19 protein-coding genes are annotated in these 19,014 nt (G+C 70.1%); 3 read left to right on the top strand and 16 right to left on the bottom strand.

Annotation, left to right across the window (positions count from 1 at the left end; translation table 11 throughout):
• Nucleotides 1-45 precede the first annotated feature (45 nt).
• The 8 genes from ACFSC0_RS06570 to ACFSC0_RS06605 all read right to left on the bottom strand — a co-directional run bounded on the left by ACFSC0_RS06570 (nucleotide 46) and on the right by ACFSC0_RS06605 (nucleotide 6,653).
• On the bottom strand, nucleotides 46-312 hold the full coding sequence (locus ACFSC0_RS06570; RefSeq protein ID WP_377284198.1) for an ATP synthase F1 subunit epsilon: 267 nt from the start codon (nucleotides 310-312) through the stop codon (nucleotides 46-48).
• Nucleotides 313-1,842, bottom strand: a complete 1,530-nt coding sequence (gene atpD, locus ACFSC0_RS06575) for a F0F1 ATP synthase subunit beta (RefSeq protein ID WP_377284199.1) — start codon at nucleotides 1,840-1,842, stop codon at nucleotides 313-315.
• A gap of 22 nt (nucleotides 1,843-1,864) precedes the next feature.
• Entirely contained in the window at nucleotides 1,865-2,737 is an 873-nt protein-coding gene (locus tag ACFSC0_RS06580) for a F0F1 ATP synthase subunit gamma (protein WP_377284200.1), read from the bottom strand.
• Between the two features lie 7 nt (nucleotides 2,738-2,744).
• Complete coding sequence (locus ACFSC0_RS06585) at nucleotides 2,745-3,374, bottom strand: pseudaminic acid biosynthesis-associated methylase (protein ID WP_377284201.1); 630 nt, start codon at nucleotides 3,372-3,374, stop codon at nucleotides 2,745-2,747.
• Nucleotides 3,375-3,384: 10 nt separating this feature from the next.
• Nucleotides 3,385-4,920 (bottom strand): F0F1 ATP synthase subunit alpha, encoded by a 1,536-nt coding sequence (gene atpA / locus ACFSC0_RS06590; protein WP_377284202.1) that lies wholly within the window; start codon nucleotides 4,918-4,920, stop codon nucleotides 3,385-3,387.
• Between the two features lie 6 nt (nucleotides 4,921-4,926).
• On the bottom strand, nucleotides 4,927-5,481 hold the full coding sequence (locus ACFSC0_RS06595) for a F0F1 ATP synthase subunit delta (protein ID WP_377284203.1): 555 nt from the start codon (nucleotides 5,479-5,481) through the stop codon (nucleotides 4,927-4,929).
• Nucleotides 5,482-5,764: 283 nt separating this feature from the next.
• On the bottom strand, nucleotides 5,765-6,082 hold the full coding sequence (locus tag ACFSC0_RS06600; RefSeq protein ID WP_377284204.1) for a CC_3452 family protein: 318 nt from the start codon (nucleotides 6,080-6,082) through the stop codon (nucleotides 5,765-5,767).
• Between the two features lie 229 nt (nucleotides 6,083-6,311).
• Nucleotides 6,312-6,653, bottom strand: coding sequence for a CC_3452 family protein (locus ACFSC0_RS06605; protein WP_377284205.1), 342 nt, complete (start codon nucleotides 6,651-6,653; stop codon nucleotides 6,312-6,314).
• Nucleotides 6,654-7,021: 368 nt separating this feature from the next.
• On the opposite strand from ACFSC0_RS06605, the gene ACFSC0_RS06610 reads away from it, so the two are divergent.
• Nucleotides 7,022-9,034, top strand: coding sequence for a transglycosylase domain-containing protein (locus tag ACFSC0_RS06610; protein ID WP_377284206.1), 2,013 nt, complete (start codon nucleotides 7,022-7,024; stop codon nucleotides 9,032-9,034).
• A gap of 164 nt (nucleotides 9,035-9,198) precedes the next feature.
• On the opposite strand, the gene ACFSC0_RS06615 is transcribed toward ACFSC0_RS06610, so the two are convergent.
• The 3 genes from ACFSC0_RS06615 to ACFSC0_RS06625 form a co-directional block, all read right to left on the bottom strand.
• On the bottom strand, nucleotides 9,199-9,939 hold the full coding sequence (locus ACFSC0_RS06615; protein ID WP_377284207.1) for a M48 family metallopeptidase: 741 nt from the start codon (nucleotides 9,937-9,939) through the stop codon (nucleotides 9,199-9,201).
• A gap of 11 nt (nucleotides 9,940-9,950) precedes the next feature.
• Nucleotides 9,951-11,222 carry a polyhydroxyalkanoate depolymerase gene (locus ACFSC0_RS06620; RefSeq protein ID WP_377284208.1) on the bottom strand — a complete coding sequence of 424 codons (1,272 nt, stop codon included), beginning with the start codon at nucleotides 11,220-11,222 and terminating at the stop codon, nucleotides 9,951-9,953.
• A 165-nt stretch (nucleotides 11,223-11,387) separates the two neighbouring features.
• A complete protein-coding gene (locus ACFSC0_RS06625; RefSeq protein WP_377284209.1) occupies nucleotides 11,388-12,035 on the bottom strand; it encodes an SCO family protein in 648 nt (215 codons plus the stop codon).
• Nucleotides 12,036-12,091: 56 nt separating this feature from the next.
• Here ACFSC0_RS06625 and ACFSC0_RS06630 point away from each other — a divergent pair, with 56 nt between their 5' ends.
• Together ACFSC0_RS06630 and ACFSC0_RS06635 are read left to right on the top strand one after the other, a co-directional pair.
• A complete protein-coding gene (locus ACFSC0_RS06630; RefSeq protein WP_377284210.1) occupies nucleotides 12,092-13,459 on the top strand; it encodes an ActS/PrrB/RegB family redox-sensitive histidine kinase in 1,368 nt (455 codons plus the stop codon).
• A 78-nt stretch (nucleotides 13,460-13,537) separates the two neighbouring features.
• Nucleotides 13,538-14,095 (top strand): ActR/PrrA/RegA family redox response regulator transcription factor, encoded by a 558-nt coding sequence (locus ACFSC0_RS06635; RefSeq protein WP_377284211.1) that lies wholly within the window; start codon nucleotides 13,538-13,540, stop codon nucleotides 14,093-14,095.
• Between the two features lie 204 nt (nucleotides 14,096-14,299).
• Here the strand turns inward: ACFSC0_RS06635 and mmcB are convergent, their stop codons facing one another.
• From mmcB to ACFSC0_RS06660, 5 genes are all read right to left on the bottom strand, one after another.
• Nucleotides 14,300-14,758, bottom strand: coding sequence for a DNA repair putative endonuclease MmcB (gene mmcB / locus ACFSC0_RS06640; protein WP_377284212.1), 459 nt, complete (start codon nucleotides 14,756-14,758; stop codon nucleotides 14,300-14,302).
• A gap of 570 nt (nucleotides 14,759-15,328) precedes the next feature.
• Nucleotides 15,329-15,841: a lipocalin family protein gene (locus ACFSC0_RS06645; RefSeq protein ID WP_377284214.1), complete on the bottom strand. Its 513-nt coding sequence runs from the start codon at nucleotides 15,839-15,841 to the stop codon at nucleotides 15,329-15,331.
• A 112-nt stretch (nucleotides 15,842-15,953) separates the two neighbouring features.
• The gene (locus ACFSC0_RS06650) at nucleotides 15,954-17,081 is read right to left on the bottom strand and encodes a ferritin-like domain-containing protein (RefSeq protein ID WP_377284215.1); all 1,128 of its coding nucleotides are present in this window, start codon (nucleotides 17,079-17,081) and stop codon (nucleotides 15,954-15,956) included.
• A 160-nt stretch (nucleotides 17,082-17,241) separates the two neighbouring features.
• Nucleotides 17,242-17,670 carry a DoxX family protein gene (locus ACFSC0_RS06655; protein WP_377284216.1) on the bottom strand — a complete coding sequence of 143 codons (429 nt, stop codon included), beginning with the start codon at nucleotides 17,668-17,670 and terminating at the stop codon, nucleotides 17,242-17,244.
• A gap of 66 nt (nucleotides 17,671-17,736) precedes the next feature.
• Entirely contained in the window at nucleotides 17,737-19,005 is a 1,269-nt protein-coding gene (locus ACFSC0_RS06660) for a PA2928 family protein (RefSeq protein WP_377284217.1), read from the bottom strand.
• Nucleotides 19,006-19,014 lie beyond the last annotated feature (9 nt).

The following is a 19,014-nucleotide window of genomic DNA, read 5'->3' on the forward strand; positions in this document are numbered from 1 at the left end:
AGGTGAGCCCGCATGCATCTCGTGCTGCGCCCGAGGGCGCAGGGCCTAGGCCGCAGCTTCGGTCGCGCTCTCGGCCAGGATGGTCAGGCCCTGGGGCGTGACGTCGGCGAACCCGCCGCGGACGTCGAACGCCCGGCGAGACCCGCCGTCGTGCACCACCACCCGGCCTTCGCGCAGGGTGGTCATGAACGGCGCGTGGTTGGCCAGGACCCCGAAGTCGCCCTCGGAGCCCGGCGCGTCCACCTGGTCGACCAGGCCCGAGAACAGCTCGCGCTCGGGAGAGACCAGCGAGAAGTGGAGCTTGTCGGCCACCTAGGCCTCCGCCGCCAGCTGCTCGGCCTTGCGGACCGCGTCCTCGATGGTGCCGACGTTGTAGAAGGCCGGCTCCGGCAGGTGGTCGTATTCGCCGTCGCAGATGGCCTTGAACGAGCGGATGGTGTCCTCGAGGGCCACGAACACGCCCGGCAGGTTGGTGAACTGCTCGGCCACGTGGAACGGCTGCGACAGGAAGCGCTGGATCTTCCGGGCGCGGGCCACGATCAGCTTGTCGTCTTCCGACAGCTCGTCCATGCCCAGGATGGCGATGATGTCCTTCAGCGCCTTGTACTGCTGCAGGATCTCCTGGGTGCGGCGGGCGACGGTGTAGTGCTCTTCGCCGATCACCAGCGGGTCGAGGATCCGGCTGGTGGAGTCCAGCGGGTCCACGGCCGGGAAGATGCCCTGGGCGGCGATGTCGCGCGAAAGCACGGTCGTGGCGTCAAGGTGGGCGAAGGAGGTGGCCGGGGCCGGGTCGGTCAGGTCGTCGGCGGGCACGTAGATGGCCTGCACCGAGGTGATCGAGCCCTTGGAGGTGGAGGTAATCCGCTCCTGCAGGTTGCCCATCTCGGTCGCCAGCGTCGGCTGATAGCCCACCGCCGAGGGGATGCGGCCCAGCAGCGCCGACACTTCCGAACCCGCCTGGGTGAAGCGGAAGATGTTGTCGATGAAGAGCAGCACGTCCTTGCCCTCTTCGTCGCGGAAGTACTCCGCCTGGGCCAGGCCGGTCAGGGCCACGCGGGCGCGGGCGCCCGGGGGCTCGTTCATCTGGCCGTAGACCAGGGTGCAGCGGCTCTCGCCGCCGCCGCCCGGCTGGTTCACGCCGGACTCGATCATCTCGTGGTAGAGGTCGTTCCCTTCACGGGTCCGCTCGCCCACGCCCGCCAGCACGGAGTAGCCGCCGTAGGCCTTGGCGATGTTGTTGATCAGCTCCTGCATGGTCACGGTCTTGCCGACGCCGGCGCCGCCGAACAGGCCGATCTTGCCGCCCTTGGTGTAGGGGCAGAGCAGGTCGATGACCTTGATCCCGGTGACCAGCACTTCGGCGGTCGTGGACTGCTCCTGGAACGAGGGCGCCTCGCGGTGGATGCCCGAGCGGTAGGTCGAGGCGATCGGGCCGGCCTCGTCGATCGGGTCGCCGATGACGTTCATGATCCGGCCGAGGGTGGCCGGGCCGACCGGCACGGTGATCGGGCCGCCGGTGTCGACCACGGACTGGCCGCGGGTCAGGCCCTCGGTGGTGTCCATGGCGATGGTGCGGACGGTGTTCTCGCCCAGGTGCTGGGCGACCTCGAGCACCAGGCGGAACTCGGAGCCGGTCCGCTGGTCGGTGTTGGTGGTCTCCAGCGCGTTCAGGATCGCCGGCAGGTGGCCGTCGAACTCGACGTCCACGACGGCGCCGATGACCTGGACGATGCGGCCGCGGGCGACGCCCTGGGCGACCGGGGCCTGCGGGGTGGTCGCGGCGGCCTTCGGCGCGCGGCTGCGGGGCTTCTTGGCGGGGGCGGCGGCTTCAGTGTCGGACATTGGGTGACCTAACTCTTTCGGGCTAGAGCGCTTCGGCGCCGGAGATGATCTCGATCAGCTCCTTGGTGATCTGCGCCTGGCGAGTGCGGTTGTACTGCAGGGTGAGGCTGGCGATCATGTCGCCGGCGTTGCGGGTGGCGTTGTCCATCGCCGTCATCTGCGAGGCGAAGAAGCCGGCCTGGTTCTCGAGCATGGCCGAGAAGACCTGGGTGGTGAGGTTGCGCGGCAGCAGCTCCTCGAGGATCTCGGACTCGCCGGGCTCGTACTCGTAGGCCGCGCCCTGCAGGTCGACCGTCGGGCCGCCTTCCACCACCTCGGCGGGGATCAGCTGGCGCACGGTCGGGACCTGGCTGACCACCGATTTGAAGCGGCTGTAGATCAGGTGGACCACGTCCACTTCCCCGGCGTCGAACAGCTCGGTGATGCGGTCGGCCACGGCCTGGGCGGTGGCCAGCGAGGGCGAGCCGCCGGCCTCGAAGAAGCCGGCCGACCGGTCGCCGTACTGGCGGCGCAGCTGGTCGCGGGCCTTCTTGCCGACGACCAGGACGCGCACGTCCTTGCCGGCGGCGGTCAGCTCGCGCAGCTTCTCGCGGGCGGCCCGGACGATGCCCGAGTTGAAGCCGCCGGCCAGGCCGCGGTCGGCGGTCGCCACGACCACCAGGTGCCGCTGGTCGCCGCCGGTGCCGACCAGCAGCCGCGGCGCGGTATCGCCGCTGACGCCGCGCGCCAGGTTGGCGATCACCGCCGCCATCCGCTCGGCGTACGGACGGGCGTTCTGGGCCGCGTCCTGAGCGCGGCGCAGCTTGGCCGCCGCCACCATCTGCATCGCCTTCGTGATCTTCTGCGTGGCTTTCACGCTTCCGATCCGATTGCGCATTTCCTTGAGGCTGGCCATCCCCGCTTCAGCCTTTCCTAAAGAGCCACCAAGTGAGGTCGTCCATCACCGTCGTCCGGCGCCAGAGGAACCCACAATCGACAAGGGTGAGGTCGCTGTGCGCGTCCATCAGCACCGAGCCGAAATCGTTCTTGAACAGCAGGCCCTCCTCACCACGGTAGGTGATGGTCTCGGGCCTGGGCGAAAAATACTCCGCGCAGAGCACGTACTTGGCCGACACGCGGTGGATCTCCGAGACCGTCTTTTCGAGCAGGCTCGGGTCCACGTGGATCAGCACGCCGACGGTGAACACCAGGTCCACCGCGCCGTCGGCGAGCGGGATCTGGTGGCCGAAGCCCTCCAGCACCCGTTCGGCCGGCAGCACGCCGTCGGACACCAGCTTCTGGCGCGCGGCCGGATTCGGCTCGATGCCCCAGAGGTCGATGTCCGCCAGCTGGCCGAGCGCCCGAAGGTTCAGGCCGAGGTTCGGCCCGACTTCCAGCGCGCTCCTGGGCATGTCGCCCTGCATGCGGCCGAGGAGCCCGCCCCAGACGCGCGCGCGGCCGCGAACGGCGTCGGCCGAAGCGACATTGCGCTCCGTGTACCGATCGCCGAACTCGCCCGACCAGGCGTCCAGCGCTTTGGGCTCTGCGGCCAACAGCTCGTCCTTAGGCGAAGGTTTTGGAGAAGGACTCGAGCGCGCCCTTCAGTTCGGTCTCGAGATCCGACGAAAGCTCCTTCTTCGTGCGGATCGCCTCCAGCCAGTTCGGGTGCTTGGTCCGCAGGTAGGACAGCAGCTCCTGCTCGAAGCGGCCGACCTGGGCGGTCGGGATGCCGTCGAGGTAGCCGCGGGTGCCGGCGTAGATCACCGCCACCTGCTCCTCGACCGCCAGCGGCGAGTACTGGGGCTGCTTGAGCAGCTCGGTCAGCCGCTCGCCCCGGGCCAGCATCCGCTGGGTCGCCGCGTCCAGGTCGGAGCCGAACTTCGCGAAGGCGGCCATTTCCCGGTACTGGGCGAGCTCGCCCTTGATGGGGCCGGCCACCTGCTTCATCGCCTTGATCTGCGCCGAGGAGCCCACGCGCGAGACCGAGATGCCGACGTTCACCGCCGGGCGGATGCCCTGGAAGAACAGGTCCGTCTCGAGGAAGATCTGGCCGTCGGTGATCGAGATCACGTTGGTCGGGATGTAGGCCGACACGTCGTTGGCCTGGGTCTCGATGAGCGGCAGGGCGGTCAGCGAGCCCGAGCCGTTGGCCTCGTTCAGCTTCGCCGCGCGCTCCAGCAGGCGCGAGTGCAGGTAGAAGACGTCGCCCGGATAGGCTTCGCGACCCGGCGGGCGGCGCAGCAGCAGCGACATCTGGCGGTAGGCCACGGCCTGCTTGGACAGATCGTCGTAGATGATCACGGCGTGCATGCCGTTGTCGCGGAACCACTCGCCCATGGCGCAGCCGGCGAAGGGCGCCAGGAACTGCAGCGGGGCCGGCTCGGAGGCCGTGGCGGAGACCACGATGGTGTAGTCCAGCGCGCCGCGCTCCTCGAGCGTCTTGACGATCTGGGCGACGGTCGAGCGCTTCTGGCCGATGGCGACGTAGATGCAGTAGAGCTTGGTGCTCTCGTCGCCGGCCGCGTTCACCGCCTTCTGGTTCAGGATGGTGTCGATCGCCACGGCGGTCTTGCCGGTCTGGCGGTCGCCGATGATCAGCTCGCGCTGGCCGCGGCCGATCGGGATCAGGGTGTCGATGGCCTTCAGGCCGGTCTGCACCGGCTCGTGCACGGACTTGCGCGGGATGATGCCCGGGGCCTTCACGTCCACCCGGCGGCGCTCGGTGACGTTCTGGATCGGGCCCTTGCCGTCGATCGGCTCGCCCAGCGGGTTCACGACCCGGCCCAGCAGGCCCTTGCCGACCGGCACGTCCACGATCTCGCCCAGGCGGCGGGCTTCGTCGCCCTCGGCGATGGCGCGGTCGTCGCCGAAGATCACGACGCCGACGTTGTCGCGCTCGAGGTTCAGGGCCATGCCCTTAACCCCGGCCTTGGGGAACTCCACCATCTCGCCGGCCTGGACGTTGTCCAGACCGAAGATGCGGGCGATGCCGTCGCCGACCGACAGCACCTGGCCGACGTCGGAGACGTCCGCCTCTTCGCCGAAATTGGCGATCTGCGACTTGAGGATGGCCGAGATTTCGGCGGCGCGGATGTCCATGGGTGCTTACGCTCTCTTGAGGGCGAATTTCATTTGGTCGAGCTTCGACTTCAGCGAAGCGTCGAACAGGCGGGAACCGACCTTCACGCGAATCCCGCCGAGGATGGCGGGGTCGACGCGGGTGGAGATTTCCGGGTCGCGGCCGAGCGCCTGGCGCAGGGCGGCGGCGACGCCGTTGGCCTGCGCCGCGCTCAGCGGCACGGCGGTGACGACCTCGGCGGCGATCGCGCCGCGGGCCTTGGCGGCGAGGTCCTCGAAGCCGGTGATCACCGAGGCCAGCGCCGAGGCGCGGCCGTTGGCGGCCAGCAGGCCGAGGAACTTGCGGGTGGTGGGGTTCAGCTGGGCCGCCGCGGCCACCGCCTGCAGCGCCTTGCTCTTCTCTTCCGAGCCGAAGGCGGGGGAGGCCAGCAGCACGCGCAGGTCGCGGCTGTCGGCGATCATCGCTTTGAGGCTCTTCAGGTCGGCCTCGACCGCCGCGAGCTGGTTCTGCTCGTTCGCGAGGTCAAACAGGGCCTGGGCGTAACGTCCGCCCACATTCGAAGCCTTGGAATCGTCAGCCACTTAAATGTCCGCCCGGTGCGTCGTGAGGGCCGCGGCGAAGAAGCTTCATCGCGACCTAAAGGCTTGAAAGCGCTCGAAAAAAGCACTTAACCCGGAACCACTGCTCGTGACCCCGGCTTAAGCCGCGCGCCTGATAACACGCGACTTTCCGCGCTGCAACCAAGGCCGGGCCGCTGAGCCGGCGTCATTGTCGCGCCCCCTCCGCGCGCGGAGTAATAAAGAAGGCGCCGGCGGCGGTCGCCGGCGCCTCCCGAAAGGCTCCGCAGCGGGCGCGGCGGGCGGCTCAGCCGGCGGCGGCGTTGCAGGCGGCGAGCTTGTCCGCTTCCAGCTGCTTCAGCTTGTCGCCGAAGGAGTCCACCGGCCCCACCGCCTTCACCAGCTCCTTGCAGGCCGAGACCGCGATGGTGCGGTCGTTCGGCGCAGCCGAGACGCAGGCGGCGCCGACACATTGGAACACGGCCCCGCCGGCGACCACCTTGGTGCGCGCATCGAGGCTGTTGCGCAGCTTGGCGACCACAGGGTCGGCCGCCTGGGCGGCGGGGGCGAGGAAGGAGAAGGAGGCGGCCGCAGCGGCGGCGGCGATGACGCGATGCAACTTCATGACTTGGCCCTCCAGGGCCGGGCAGACGGGTTCACTTGCCGCCGGCGGGATCGGATCGCTCCGGGCCGGCGCGCGACCGCCGCTAACTTATCGGCGTTAACGTAGCGTGCACCGCGGGGGCGCGGCGGAGGGGGGCGCCGCAAAAAAAGAGGGCGCCGGCGGAAAGCCGGCGCCCAGTGGGCTCGACAAATAGACGCTGGGAGTGGTGCGCCTAATTCGAGGAAGGGGTTCAGCGGTTGGCGATCATCGTGTCGGAGGTGGCCACCGCGTTGCAGGCGGCGAGCTTGTCGTCGGCCAGCTGCTTGCGGGCGTCGCCGAACGAGGCGACCGGGCCGACCGACTTCGCCAGCTCCTTGCACGAGGCGGTGGCGATGGTGCGCGAGGCCGGGGCCCCGGCGACGCATTCGGTCCCGTCGCAGAGGAAGACCGCGCCGCCGGCGATCACCTTGGTCTTGGCGGGGACGGCGTCGCGCAGCTTGGCGACGACCGGTTCGGCGGCGTCGGCGGTGACGGCGGCGAAGGACACCGAGGCGAACGCCGTCGCAGCGGCGAGCACGAGGTGCAGTTTCATTTGGGCGCCCTCCAGGGCTTCGGGGAGGAAATGGAATTCGACACGCCTGCCCGCTCCTGGGTCCGGCGCCGGTATCCCCACCGGCGACGGGAAGCGAACTGAGCAACGCTAAGATAACGATGTTAAGATCGCTGGGGCAACGTCGAATTCTGCAGCGCCGCTATGCAGGATTGCAGAGGCGAAGCGGCAAGGGCGCGCCTATCTCCAATGGTCGCGCCCGTGCAGATCCGGCGCCCTTTCGGCGCCGCTTTGCGCCCCGCCGGTCCCGTTCATATCTCGTAAACCTTCTCGCGCGTTTCGTGGCCCTGGGATAAAGGCTCCCGCCGGGGCGGGCGCGCGGTCTTCAAGGACGAGCTGAGAACTTCGATATGGCCAATGCGCAGCCGCCGTCGGGCGGTCGCCGGGGCGCACCGCCTCGCCCCCGCCGCAGTCCGTTGCAGGCGCTGTTCTACTGGGGCGCGGTCCTGGCCGTCTGGGGCCTGATCTTCCTGGTGGCCTTCTTCGCGGTCTTCGCCGTCGACCTGCCGGACACCTCCAAGCTCTACGAGGTCAAGCGCCAGCCCTCGGTGCACTATCTCGACCGCTCCGGCGCGCTGATCGCAGTCCGCGGCAGCCAGTACGCGCCGCCGGTCGATCTGGACAAGCTGCCGCCCTACGTCCCCAAGGCCTTCATCGCCATCGAGGACCGCTGGTTCTACTGGCACTTCGGGTTCAATCCGTGGGGCATCGCCCGCGCGCAGATCTACAATATGACTCACGAGGGCGGGCCGCTGCGGGGCGGCTCGACGATCACCCAGCAGCTCGCCCGGAACCTGTTCCTGACGCCGAACCAGACCTACCGACGCAAGATCCAGGAGCTGATCCTGGCGATCTGGCTCGAGGCCAAGTTCTCCAAGAAGGAGATCCTCGAGCTCTATCTGAACCGGGTCTACTTCGGCGGCGGCGCCTACGGCATCGAGGCCGCCTCCCAGCGCTACTTCGGCAAGAGCGCCGACGAACTGACCATCGGCGAGAGCGCCCTGCTGGCCGGCATGATGAAGGGCCCGTCCCGCTACAGCCCGGTGTCGGCCACCGATCGCGCCGCCCGGCGCGCGACCATCGTGCTCGACGAGATGGTCCGCTACCGCGCGATCACCCCCCAGCAGCGCGACGAGGCCTTCAAGAACCCGGTGCGGGTCAACCCGACGCTGGCCAACCAGCGGGCCCAGTATTTCGTCGACTGGGTGGACGACCAGGTCCGCACCCTGCTGGGCGAGCCGACCGAGGACCTGGTGGTGCAGACCACGCTGGACCTGGGCCTTCAGGGCGCGGCCGAGGAGGCCCTGCGCAAGGGGGTGGCCGCAGGCCGGGGACAGGGCGTGGAGCAGGGCGCCCTCATCGCCCTCGACGGCGAGGGGCGGGTGCGGGCCTATGTGGGCGGCGCCGACTACACCAAGAGCCAGTACGACCGGGTGGCCATGGCCCGCCGCCAGGCCGGCTCGGCGTTCAAGCCGTTCGTCTACCTGACCGCCATGGAGCAGGGCCGCACGCCCTGGACGCCCGAGGTGGACGCCCCGATCCGCATCGGCAACTGGGAGCCCCGGAACTACACCGGCGACTTCAGGGGCCCGATGACCCTGCAGACGGCGCTCGGCCAGTCGATCAACACCATCGCCGCCAAGCTGGCGAGCCAGGTGGGGACCGGCAACGTCGCCGACACCGCCCGGCGGCTCGGCATCTCGTCGCGGATCCAGCGCGATCCGTCGATGGCGCTGGGGGCGGTCGAGGTGAGCCCGCTGGAGATGGCGCAGGCCTACGCGCCGTTCTCGAACGGCGGGTTCTCGGCCCGGGCCTACGGCATCGAGCGCATCTCCACCGCGAAGACTGAAAACGAGCCGAGCCGGACGCTCTATGACCGCAACGTCGACCGCCCGGCCCGCCAGGCGGTGATCGGCACCCCGGCCCTGCAGTACATGAACCAGATGATGCGTACGGTGGTGAGCAGCGGCACCGGCACGGCGGCGAACATCCCGGGCCACGACCTGGCCGGCAAGACCGGCACCACCAGCGACTACAAGGACGCCTGGTTCGTCGGCTACACCGGCGGCTTCGTCACCGCGGTCTGGGTCGGCAAGGACGACAACAAGCCGATGCGCCGGGTGACCGGCGGCGGCGTGCCGGCCCGCATCTGGCGCGACTTCATGGTCAAGGCCCTGCCCCGGCTGAACGCCCCGGACATCCCCGGCGGCGTCATCGAGCCTCAGCCGGCCGAGCCCGATCCCATCGGCGACCTGCTCGACCCGGCCCGCGGCCAGCTCCCGCCCGCCGATCCGGGCGGCGAGCGCCCGCCGCCGCCGCTGGCCGAAGGCCCGCCGCGCGAGCTCGAGACGCCGCCCTACTAGCTCGCGTCAGACCAGGAACTGCTCTGCACCCTCTCCCGGCGGCGCCCGAGGGGCGTCGCGTCTGGGGTCGATCGCTCATCCCGGCGGAGGCCGGGATGAGCAGAGCTGTTCCGGATAGGCGTCCGCACCGCTTCGCGGTCCCCCTCCCCTGCGGGAGAGGATCGTTACTCCGCCCCGAACGCGTGCAGGCGCACCCCATGGGCGCGCAGCCAGGCGCGGTGCGGGCGCTCGTCCCCGATCAGGCGCCGGACGTGGGCCCAGAACCGCTGCGAGTGGTTGAGCTCCAGGAGGTGGGCGCACTCGTGGGCCGCGACGTAGTCGGCGACGGCCCAGGGCGCCAGCGCCAGGCGCCAGGAATAGCGGATCGAAGCCGGCTTCTTGCCGTAGGCGGCCCGGCAGGAGCCCCAGCGGGACTTGGCGTCGGCCACGGCGATGGCCGGCAGCGGCACGTCCAACACCTCGCAGTGGCGGCGGGTGCGCTCGGTCAGCACCTCCAGCGCGTGGGCCTTCAGGGCGCGGATGGCGGCCAGGGCGTAGGCGCGGCCCTCGCCCGGCGCGGCGATCCGGGCCAGGCCGTCGGCTCCGGGCGCGATCCAGCGCGGGCGGCCGGTCCCGGCCTCCAGCCGGCAGGGCTGGCCGAAGACGGTCAGGGTCATGCCTGGGGCGATCGGCTGCGGGTCGGGCAGCTCGGCCAGCCGCTCCTGGATCCAGGCCAGCCGGTCCTTGGCGAAGGCGGCGGCCTCGGCCAGACGCCTGGGCGAAGGGGCGGTGGCGACGATCTCGCGGCGCGTGCGGTCCAGCCTCAGGTTCACCCGCCGCGCACGGCGGTTCACCTTCAGGCGGATCACGAGGCCGGCCAGCTCCAGCCGGTCCCCGTCGGCGAGGGCGCGGCCGAAGACGGACATGGGGCGCAGGCTTAAGCTGCTTCTCGCCTCGCGCCTACACGCGCCTGGTGGACTGCGATGAAGTCCCGCACCCGCGGGTAGATCTCCTCGCGGAACCGGCGGCCGTTGAACACGCCGTAGTGGCCGACCACCGGCTGGATGTAGTCGATCTGCAGCTCGGCCGGCAGGCCGGTGCACAGTCCGTGCGCGGCCTGGGTCTGGCCGATGCCGGAAATGTCGTCGTTCTCGCCCTCGACCGTCATCAGCCCGACGTCGGTGATCGCCTCGGGGCGCACGTGGCGGCCGCGGTGGTAGAGCTCGCCCTTGGGCAGCAGGTAGTTCTGGAACACCACGTCGATGGTCTGGAGGTAGAACTCCTCGGTCAGATCCAGCACCGAGAGGTACTCGTCGTAGAACTCCAGGTGCTTCTCGGCCGAGTCGCCGTCGCCCTTCATCAGGTCCTGCAGGTACTGCAGATGGGCGTTCTGGTGCCGCTCGATGTTCATCGACATGAAGCTGTAGAGCTGGACGAAGCCCGGATAGACCCGCCGGCCCATGCCAGGATAGGGCGGCGGGACCGTGTAGATCATGTTGGATTCGAACCAGGCGAAGGGCTTCTCCTCGGCCAGCTTGTTGGTGACCGTCGGCGAAAGCCGCGCATCGATCGGCGAGCCCATGATGGTCATCGAGGCCGGCCGGGCCGGATCGTCGTCCTCGCTCATCAGGCTGGCGGCGGCGAGCACCGCGGGCCCCGGCTGGCAGACGGCGATCACGTGGGCGCGCGGGCCCAGCACCGTCAGCATCCGCCGCACATGGTCGATGTAGTCGTGGAAGTCGAACCGCCCGTCGAGGATCGAGACGTCCCGGGCGTTGGCCCAGTCGGTGATGTACACCTCGTGGTCCTGCAGGAAGGCCTCCACCGTGCCGCGCAGCAAGGTGGCGTAGTGGCCCGACAGCGGGGCGACGATCAGCACCGTCGGCTCCGGCCCGGTGCGGCCGGCGGCGCGCATGTCGGCCGCGTCGCGGCGGAAATGGGTCAGCTTCACCCAGGGCGTGGACCAGACCACTTCGGGCCTCACCGCCACCTGGCGCTGGCCGATCTTGACGCTGTCGACGCCCCAGGCCGGGCGGCCGTAGCGGCGGGTCAGGTTGGCGATCAGGTCGGCGGAGGCGTAGAGCCGCCGGCCCAGCGGCGTCTCCCGCCCCGGGTTGAGCGGGGAGCTCCAGAAGTCGCGCGTCATCCGGGCGGCGAAGCGCAGGGGGGCGGACTGGTAGTACCCCGCCTCATAGAGTGTGTAGAGCATCGCGGCCCCTCCTCGCTGCAGCGCAGCATGCACGCCACATAGTTAGGAAGTCCACTACGGGCTTCACAGTTCCGCGGCGCAACACGACTCGCGCCGAGGGCGAGACGAAGCTTTACCTTAGTCGGCGGCGGTCGCCGACGCGGCCCTACAGCGCAGCCGCCCGCGTCAGGCGCCCTGCTTCTCCATCTCGCGGCGGATCACGTCGGCGGCCTGGTCGGGGCCGAGCTGGTGGGCCACGGCGTTGGTGAAGCGCCCTTGCGGGTCCATCAGGTAGACGGCCGAGGAGTGATCCACGAGGTAGCTGTCCTGGCAGTCCTGCGGCGCCTTCAGCCGCGCCCGCTCGGCCGGGTCCTCCGCCGGGCAGCTCAGGGCGGCGTAGCCCTTGTAGGCCTTCAGGACCTGGGCGACCTGCTCGGGCGTGCCCGTCAGGCCGACCACGCCCGGGAAGTTCGACAGATAGGTCGCCACCTGCTGGGGCGTATCGCGGCCCGGGTCCACCGACACGAAGACGATCTGCAGCTGCTCGCCGCGCGCGCCCAGCTGGCGCCTGGCGTCGATCAGGGTCTGCAGGGTCGTCGGGCAGACGTCGGGGCAGTAGGTGAAGCCGAAGAACACGGCGTTCCATTTGCCCTGCAGGAGCGACTGGTCGACCGGCCGGCCGGACGCGTCGGTCAGCTGGAACGGCCCCCCGACCGCCGAGGCGGCCGGCGCGCTGTCGTTGCGGGAGAACACGCCTCCCTGCCAGGCGATCGCCACGGCGAGGGCGGCGGCGACCAGCACGATCAGGGCGATTAGCGAGGAACGTCTTGCCATGGCAGGTCCTTAATGGGCTCGTCAGCTGGCTCGATCTCGACGATCTTGGGAGCTCGATGGCTTCACTCACCAACCAGCAGCCGGCGGGCGGGACGGCGGTCGTCGATAGGCGAGGGCCGGCCTCGCTGCAAGCCGAACCGGCGCTCGGCCGCGGCATGGACCGGCCGAGCCGCCTGAAGGTCCGCACGCTGGTCAACCTGCGCTGGCTGATCATCGCCGGCGAGGTGGTGATCCTGGCCTTCGTCGGCCTGATCATGGGCTTCTCGGCGCCCTACGAGCTTTGCTTCGCCCTGATCGGCCTGTCCGCCTGGCTGAACCTGCTGGTCGGCGTCGCTTCGCCCGGCCAGCGGACCGCCGGCGACTGGGAGGCGGCCGGCCAGCTCGGCCTGGACATCGCCCAGATCACCGGCCTGGTCTACCTGACCGGGGGGGCGGGCAATCCCTTCATGCTGATCCTGATCGCGCCGGTGACCGTGGCCGCCGCCACCCTGCCGCGGCGACCGGTGCTGGCCGTGGGCGGCCTGGCGGTCGCCGCCTCGCTGGCGCTGGCCTTCTTCACCTGGCCGGGCGGCGCGAACGGCCTGGCGCCCCTGCCCTACCGCCTGGGCGCGGCGGCCGCGAACCTGGCCGGGATCGTGCTGATCGCCGGCTACGTGCGTCAGGCGGCCGAGGAGTCGGCCCGGATGGCGCTGGCCCTCGACGTCACCCAGGCGGTGCTCGCCCGCGAGCAGCGGCTGTCGGCGCTGGGGGGCCTTGCCGCCGCCGCCGCCCACGAGCTCGGCACCCCGCTCGCCACCATCACCATCGTCGCCAAGGAGATGGCGCGCGAGGCGCCCACGCCGCAGGTGAAGGAGGACGCCGAGCTGCTGATGGCCCAGACCGAGCGCTGCCGCGAGATCCTGCGCCGGCTGAGCGAGACGCCCGACACCGGCGACGAGGTGCACGAGCGGATGAGCCTTCTGCAGCTCGTCCAGGAAGTCATCGAGCCCCACGCCGACCGCAAGGAGGTCCGGGTCGAGGCCATCGTCACCGGCGCGCCGGGCGTCAAGACGCCCTACATCGGCCGGATGCCCGAGATCACCCACGCCATGACCAGCTTCGTCGAGAACGCGGTCGACTTCGCCAAGAGCGAGGTGCTGGTCAGCGCCCGCTTCGACGCCGAGACGGTGACGGTGGAGGTGCGCGACGACGGCCCCGGCTTTGCGCCGGACGTGCTCGCCAAGCTCGGCGAGCCCTATGTCACCACCCGCCCGGGCGCCGAGGGCTCGCGCACCGGCCACATCGGCATGGGCCTGGGCTTCTTCATCTCGAAGACGCTGTTGGAACGCACCGGGGCGGTTGTGACGTTTCAGAACAGCCGCCCGCACGGCGCGGTTGTCGCCGCACGTTGGCGGCGGGATCGCATCGAGGTCACAGGCCATTGAGAGGCTTGCGCCCGCTGGTGAACGATAGACATGATGACGCAGTTGCGCGTTTAGGGAGCCCGCCAGGGAAATCGACCGATGGTTGATCTGTCCTCCGAGATCGCAGACCTGCCCGACAAGAGCCTGCTGGTGATGGACGACGACGCGCCGCTCCGCACCCGGCTTGGCCGGGCGCTCGAGCAGCGCGGCTTCGAGCCGACGCTGGTCGGCTCGGTCCAGGAGGCCCTGGCGGCCGTGAAGGCCCACCCGCCCGCCTACGCGGTGCTGGACATGCGGCTCGAGGACGGCACCGGGCTGAAGGTCGTGGAGGCCGTGCGCGACGCCCGACCCGACGCCAAGGTCATCATGCTGACCGGATACGGCAACATCGCCACCGCGGTCGCCGCGGTGAAGGCGGGGGCCGTGGACTACCTCTCCAAGCCGGCCGACGCCGACGACGTGGCCCGCGCGCTGCTGGCCCGCAAGGACGAGTCCCCGCCGCCGCCGGAAAACCCGATGAGCGCCGACCGGGTCCGCTGGGAGCACATCCAGCGGGTCTACGAGCTCTGCGGCCACAACGTTTCCGAGACCGCCCGCCGCCTCAACATGCACCGCCGCACCCTGCAGCGGATCCTGGCCAAGCGCGCGCCGCGGTAAAGCTCACACAAACCCCCGCTCTTCCCGGCGAAGGCCGGGACCCAGATGGCGGGCGGAAGACCGCGTGATCACTCACCGGCGAACCTCCACCCGCATCTGCGTGGCCGATTGAACTGGGCGATCGACTCGTCCGCCGCTGCGTCTGGATTCTGGGTCCCGGCCTCCGCCGGGATGAGCGGAGTGGCGGGCAGGCGCTCGTCGGCTCTACTCCAGCGTCGTCGCCTCGGCGCCGCCCGCCCGCATCGCCGCCAGCCGGCCGAAGGCGATGGTCAGCGCCTTGCGCCGCGCCCCGGCCAGCGGGACCACCGGCGCCTCGCGCAGCACCGCCCCGCCGAACCCGTCGGCGACGATCAGCCCCGGCTCCTCCGGCAGGATCTCGCGCGGGAACTCCGGGGCCACGGCGAAGGCGAAGGCGTCGCAGTAGGGCCGGTATTCGCCCCACTTGGCGTCGGTGCGGAAATCCTCCACCGACGACTTCACCTCGACGATCAGGATCTCGCCCTTGCGGCCGAGCGCCATCAGGTCCGCCCGCCGCCCGTTGGGCAGGGTCACTTCCGTCAGCGGCGCGTAGCCGAGAGCGGCGAGCAGCCTGGCCGCCCCGCGGGTGACGGCGGCGGTGGTCTCGGGACGCGAGACGGAGACGACGGTGACGGAGACCTCCATCGCCCCACCCTGTTGCCACTTCGTTCTGAGATCAAGGGGGCAGGTGGACGCGCGCTCGCGCGGCCGCTGCACGTTCGAGGTGGACGCTCTTAGGCGACTGGACCAAGCTCAGCGGCGCGGGAGGGCTCCAGATGAGAACGCATTGGCGAGCTGCTGCCGCTGCGGCGGCCTTGATCGGCGCGTGGGCGGGAGCTGCTCCATCGTGGGCGGCCCCTCCCCGCGTCAGCTTGGGCGGCTGGGATGTCGTCTGCGTCGCCGGCAGAGACGGCGTGTCGGCCAATTGCACGGCGCAGGCGGAGAAGTCGGGGGTTCGGGGTCGCTTCGAGACCACCGACGATGTGATCAGCCTGAGCTTTGCCGTCGATGGCTGCCCGGCCGGCGGAACCCAGTTGGATCGCGCGAGTGTGAAGCTTCCGAACCGAAGCTCGCGAGACCACTTCTACGGGACCCTCTTGATCCATGCGCTGGTCAGCTTTTTGCAGCAGTGCCCCAGCGCTCCGGAGATCAGAGTCCGAAGCCTGCCTGATATCCTGGGCAGGAAGCCGCCGGCGCCGTCCTGAGCATCTGGATTCAGTGCGGCGTGAACAGCAGCTTCTGCGTGTCGTAGCCGAGCTGCTTGATGCGGGCGACGGCGGCGCTCTTGGCGGCGGCGGGCATCTGGGCCTCGCGCGAGAACAGCCAGACGAAGTTGCCGCCCGGCGTGGCCAGGATGAACCAGCTGTGGTCCGGCGCCCGGTCCAGGATCCAATACTCCTGGGGGATCAACCCCATGAAGGTCATCTTGACCTTGGCGTTGGTGGCCGGGTCCACGACCTTGGCGCTGGCCCTCACCGTCTTCACCGGGCCGGTCACCGCACCCTGACGGCAGGTGTTGGTCACCGAGAACCCCTCGCCCTTGCGCACCCAGTCGGCGGCGGCGGCGAAGCAGTCCTTCTGGCGATGATTGTAGAAGCGGGCGATCTCGTACCAGCGCCCGCCCATCTTCGAGATGTCGATCTTGTTGGTCGGCTGCGGGGCGGCGGCCATCGCCGGAGCGCTCAGCAGCGCCAGCGCCATGGCGCTGGCCAGGATACGCGCGATCATTCCGCCAGCCTCTCGCCGTCCCCCTGAACCCCAGTTGAACACCGATGGGCTGGCGGGAAAAGGGCTGCGGGACCAAGACCTCTCCCTCCGCCAGTGGAGGGAGAGGTCGAGATTATTCCGCCGCGATGGTGATCGGGGCCTTGGCGCGGTCCTTGAAGTTGATCTCCTGCAGGTAGCGGATGCCGTCCTCGGCGATGTCGTCGCCGGGCATCCGGTCGCCCTCGGCGGCCACCTCGTCCAGGTCCACGTACATGGCGTAGAAGCTGCGGGTCCGCTCCGTGATCAGGCCGGCGTTCCACAGGGTCTTGATCAGCACCCGGAAGATGTTGGTCTCGCCCTTGAACCGGCGGGTCTTATCGCGCTCGGCCCGGCGCTGCATGATGTCGGCCACGACCCGCTCGGGATCGAGGCCGAAGCGGCCGTAGATCTCGGCCTGCTGACGCGGGTCGCCGCGGTCGAACAGGAGCTTCTGGGCGCAGTGGGCGGTCCAGTCCTCGACCACGTTGCGCTCGGCCTCGGTGAGCTTGGGGATGGTCCGGTCGGCCCAGATCTTCCCGAACTTGTGGTGGAAGGCCTCGTCGGTCATCACCAGCTGGAACAGCTTCCGGGCGACCGGGTCGCGGTTGTACTTGAAGCCGTTGGAGAAGGCGCCCATGGCCAGGCCCTCCACCAGCATCTGCATGCCGACGATCTTCTTATAGACCTCCGGCGCCTCGATGATGTCGATCAGCAGCGCCTTCAGCGCCGCGCCGCACTCGGTGGGCCGGCCCCAGCGCGACTTGATGTACTTGGCGAAGGCGGTGACGTGGCGCGCCTCCTCGCGGGTCTGGTTGGCGGCGTATTCCTGGGCGCCCTGGTCGTAGAGCACATGGCACAGGGAGGCCGACAGGTTCAGCGCCCCCTGCTCGCCGTGCAGGATCGAGGAGAAGTTCCTCAGCTGCATGTAGTTGATGAAGGCGACCTTCTGCTTGGGGTCCTTCAGCGTCTCGGCCACATAGGGGAGCTTCAGCAGCGGCTGCTGCTCCTCCGGCATCATCGGCTCGTTCTCGATGTCGAACGGCTCGTCGAAGTCGATGTACTTCTTGTCCAGCGGATCCCAGAAGTGGTCGTGGGTCGCCGAGATGATCTTGTCGAAGGCGGTGGAGCGCTCGTTGTAGCGGTCCAGCGTCAGCATGGACTCGAAGTCGTCCGGCGCCACCGCGCCGTACATGGCGTCCTTGGTGATGTTGCCGTCGGCCATCGTCTAACTCTCCCTTGGCCCCGTCTGTCGCAGGGTCTTCGTACCGGAGTTTCTGCAGCCGAACGGCGTTCGTCAAACAAAAGTGACGCCGCCGTCACGGGACGGGGCGTCACTTAGGGGCCGCCCCGGGGAGGAGGCGGGCGGCCGGGGGAGGAAGCCTCTATCGGCGGACGGGGAACAGCGCGCGCAGGGCCGGGTCGCGCAGCCACAGGCCGGCCCAGGCGATCACGCCCAGGTAGACGCCGAACAGCACGTGGGTGAACAGCGGCGATCCGGCGATCACGTGGGTGCAGATCGCCCCGCCCAGGTAGCCGGTCAGCAGCACCGCGCCGATCACCGCCGTTCGCGGGATCGCATAGAGCACCGTGATCCAGGCCAGCAGCACGCCGAGGGCGAAGCCGGCGCCCGGCGGCAGGCCGAGCTGGCCGCCGGTCTCGTCGACGATCGGCAGGCGGACCAGCTTGATCCCGGAGTCGAACACCAGGAAGGCGATGATCAGGCCGCTCAGGATGCGGCCGGTCCAGAGGGCGGCGCGGCCGCTGCGGCGGGCGGCGGGTTGGAAGGTGCTGGTGTCGGCGACGGCGGTCATCGGAGCCTCCTTGGGTCTTCGCCCTAAGGACGCACGGCCGCCCCCGCTTCCGACATCGGCCGAGGATTATTTTTCCGGCCAGTCGCCGCTGGCGGCCAGGCGCTGGACGATCGTCCGCCCGCTGGCCAGGTCGATGACGACGAGATGGTCGATGTCTTCCGTCTCCCCAGACCTGCCGCGCCGTGGATCGGGCTCCGGCTGGCTGCCCTGGATCGCCAGCGTGGTCTTGCCCGGCATCACCGCATCGAACCGCGCCATCGGCAGCGGGGCGGTCCAGAGCCGGCGTCCGTCCGGGCCGGCGATGCGGCTGACCTGCCAGCGGCCGTCGGCGCCGAGGCGGTCGCGGTGCAGAACCAGGACGCTGTCGGGCCCGGTGAGCAGGATGGGCGGGGCGTTGTCCTTGCCGTCGGACAGCAGCCCGCCCTGGATGAACTCCGGCGACTGCGGGAGCGGTTCGAACCGCGCGTAGACCGTGCGGGAGCCGAAGTGGGTCGGCGCCTGGGTGAGATAGGCCGACCAGAGCCGGACGAGTGGCTCGTCCTGCACGGACGAGAACTTCAGCTCCTCCGCCTGCGCCGACGCGGCGGCCTCGCGTTCGGACAACACGCCCAGCCAGCGATCCCCCAGCCGCACGCCCCGCTCGTGGAACATCCAGGTGCTGACGCCGCCGGACCAGCGGGCGGGCGCGAACACCTCGGCCGGCCCCGCCGGCTCCGCCTCGGGCCGCGCCTGGAGCCCCGGCCCCGCCAGGCGCCAGCGCCGCGCGTCGGCCGCGGTGAACCAGAGGCCGCCCTGGTCGAACTGGTAGTAGTCGGGCTCGCGGGGGATGCGCCCCTTGAGCTGCGGATTGGCCGCCTCCAGGCGCGCGACGTCGGCGACGGTGGCCCCGTCGGCCGGCGACAGGCCCACGAGCCCGTCGCCCGCCAGCACCCAGACGGCGCGCGCATCCACGCCGAGCACGGCCCGGCCCATGTTCAGGCCGCTCCGGTCGGCCTCGAGCTGACGGCGCCACACCAGCCGTCCGTCCGTCGCATCGAAGGCCCAGACGTCGATCAGCAGGTCGACGTAGGTCGGGCGGTTGGCGCTGCGCCGGCCGACGTACGGCCGAGTGGTCAGCCACTGGCTGGTCAGCAGGAAGATGCGGTCGCCGGCGGCGGTCTGGGCGCGCACCGGCGCGCCGATCACGTCGGCGGGCGTCACGCTGTCGCCCTCGCGGGGGATCAGGATCGCCAGCACGATCACGGTCGCCACGGTGAGCGCTCCGATCAGCGCCAGCACGAGGATCAGGCGGTTCAGCGCGCCGGGCCTGGACCGGCTGACGATCGGATAGGACACGGGCGCTCC

The sequence above is a fragment of the Phenylobacterium terrae genome (assembly GCF_042681205.1).
GTDB classification, from domain to species: Bacteria; Pseudomonadota; Alphaproteobacteria; order Caulobacterales; family Caulobacteraceae; genus Phenylobacterium; species Phenylobacterium terrae.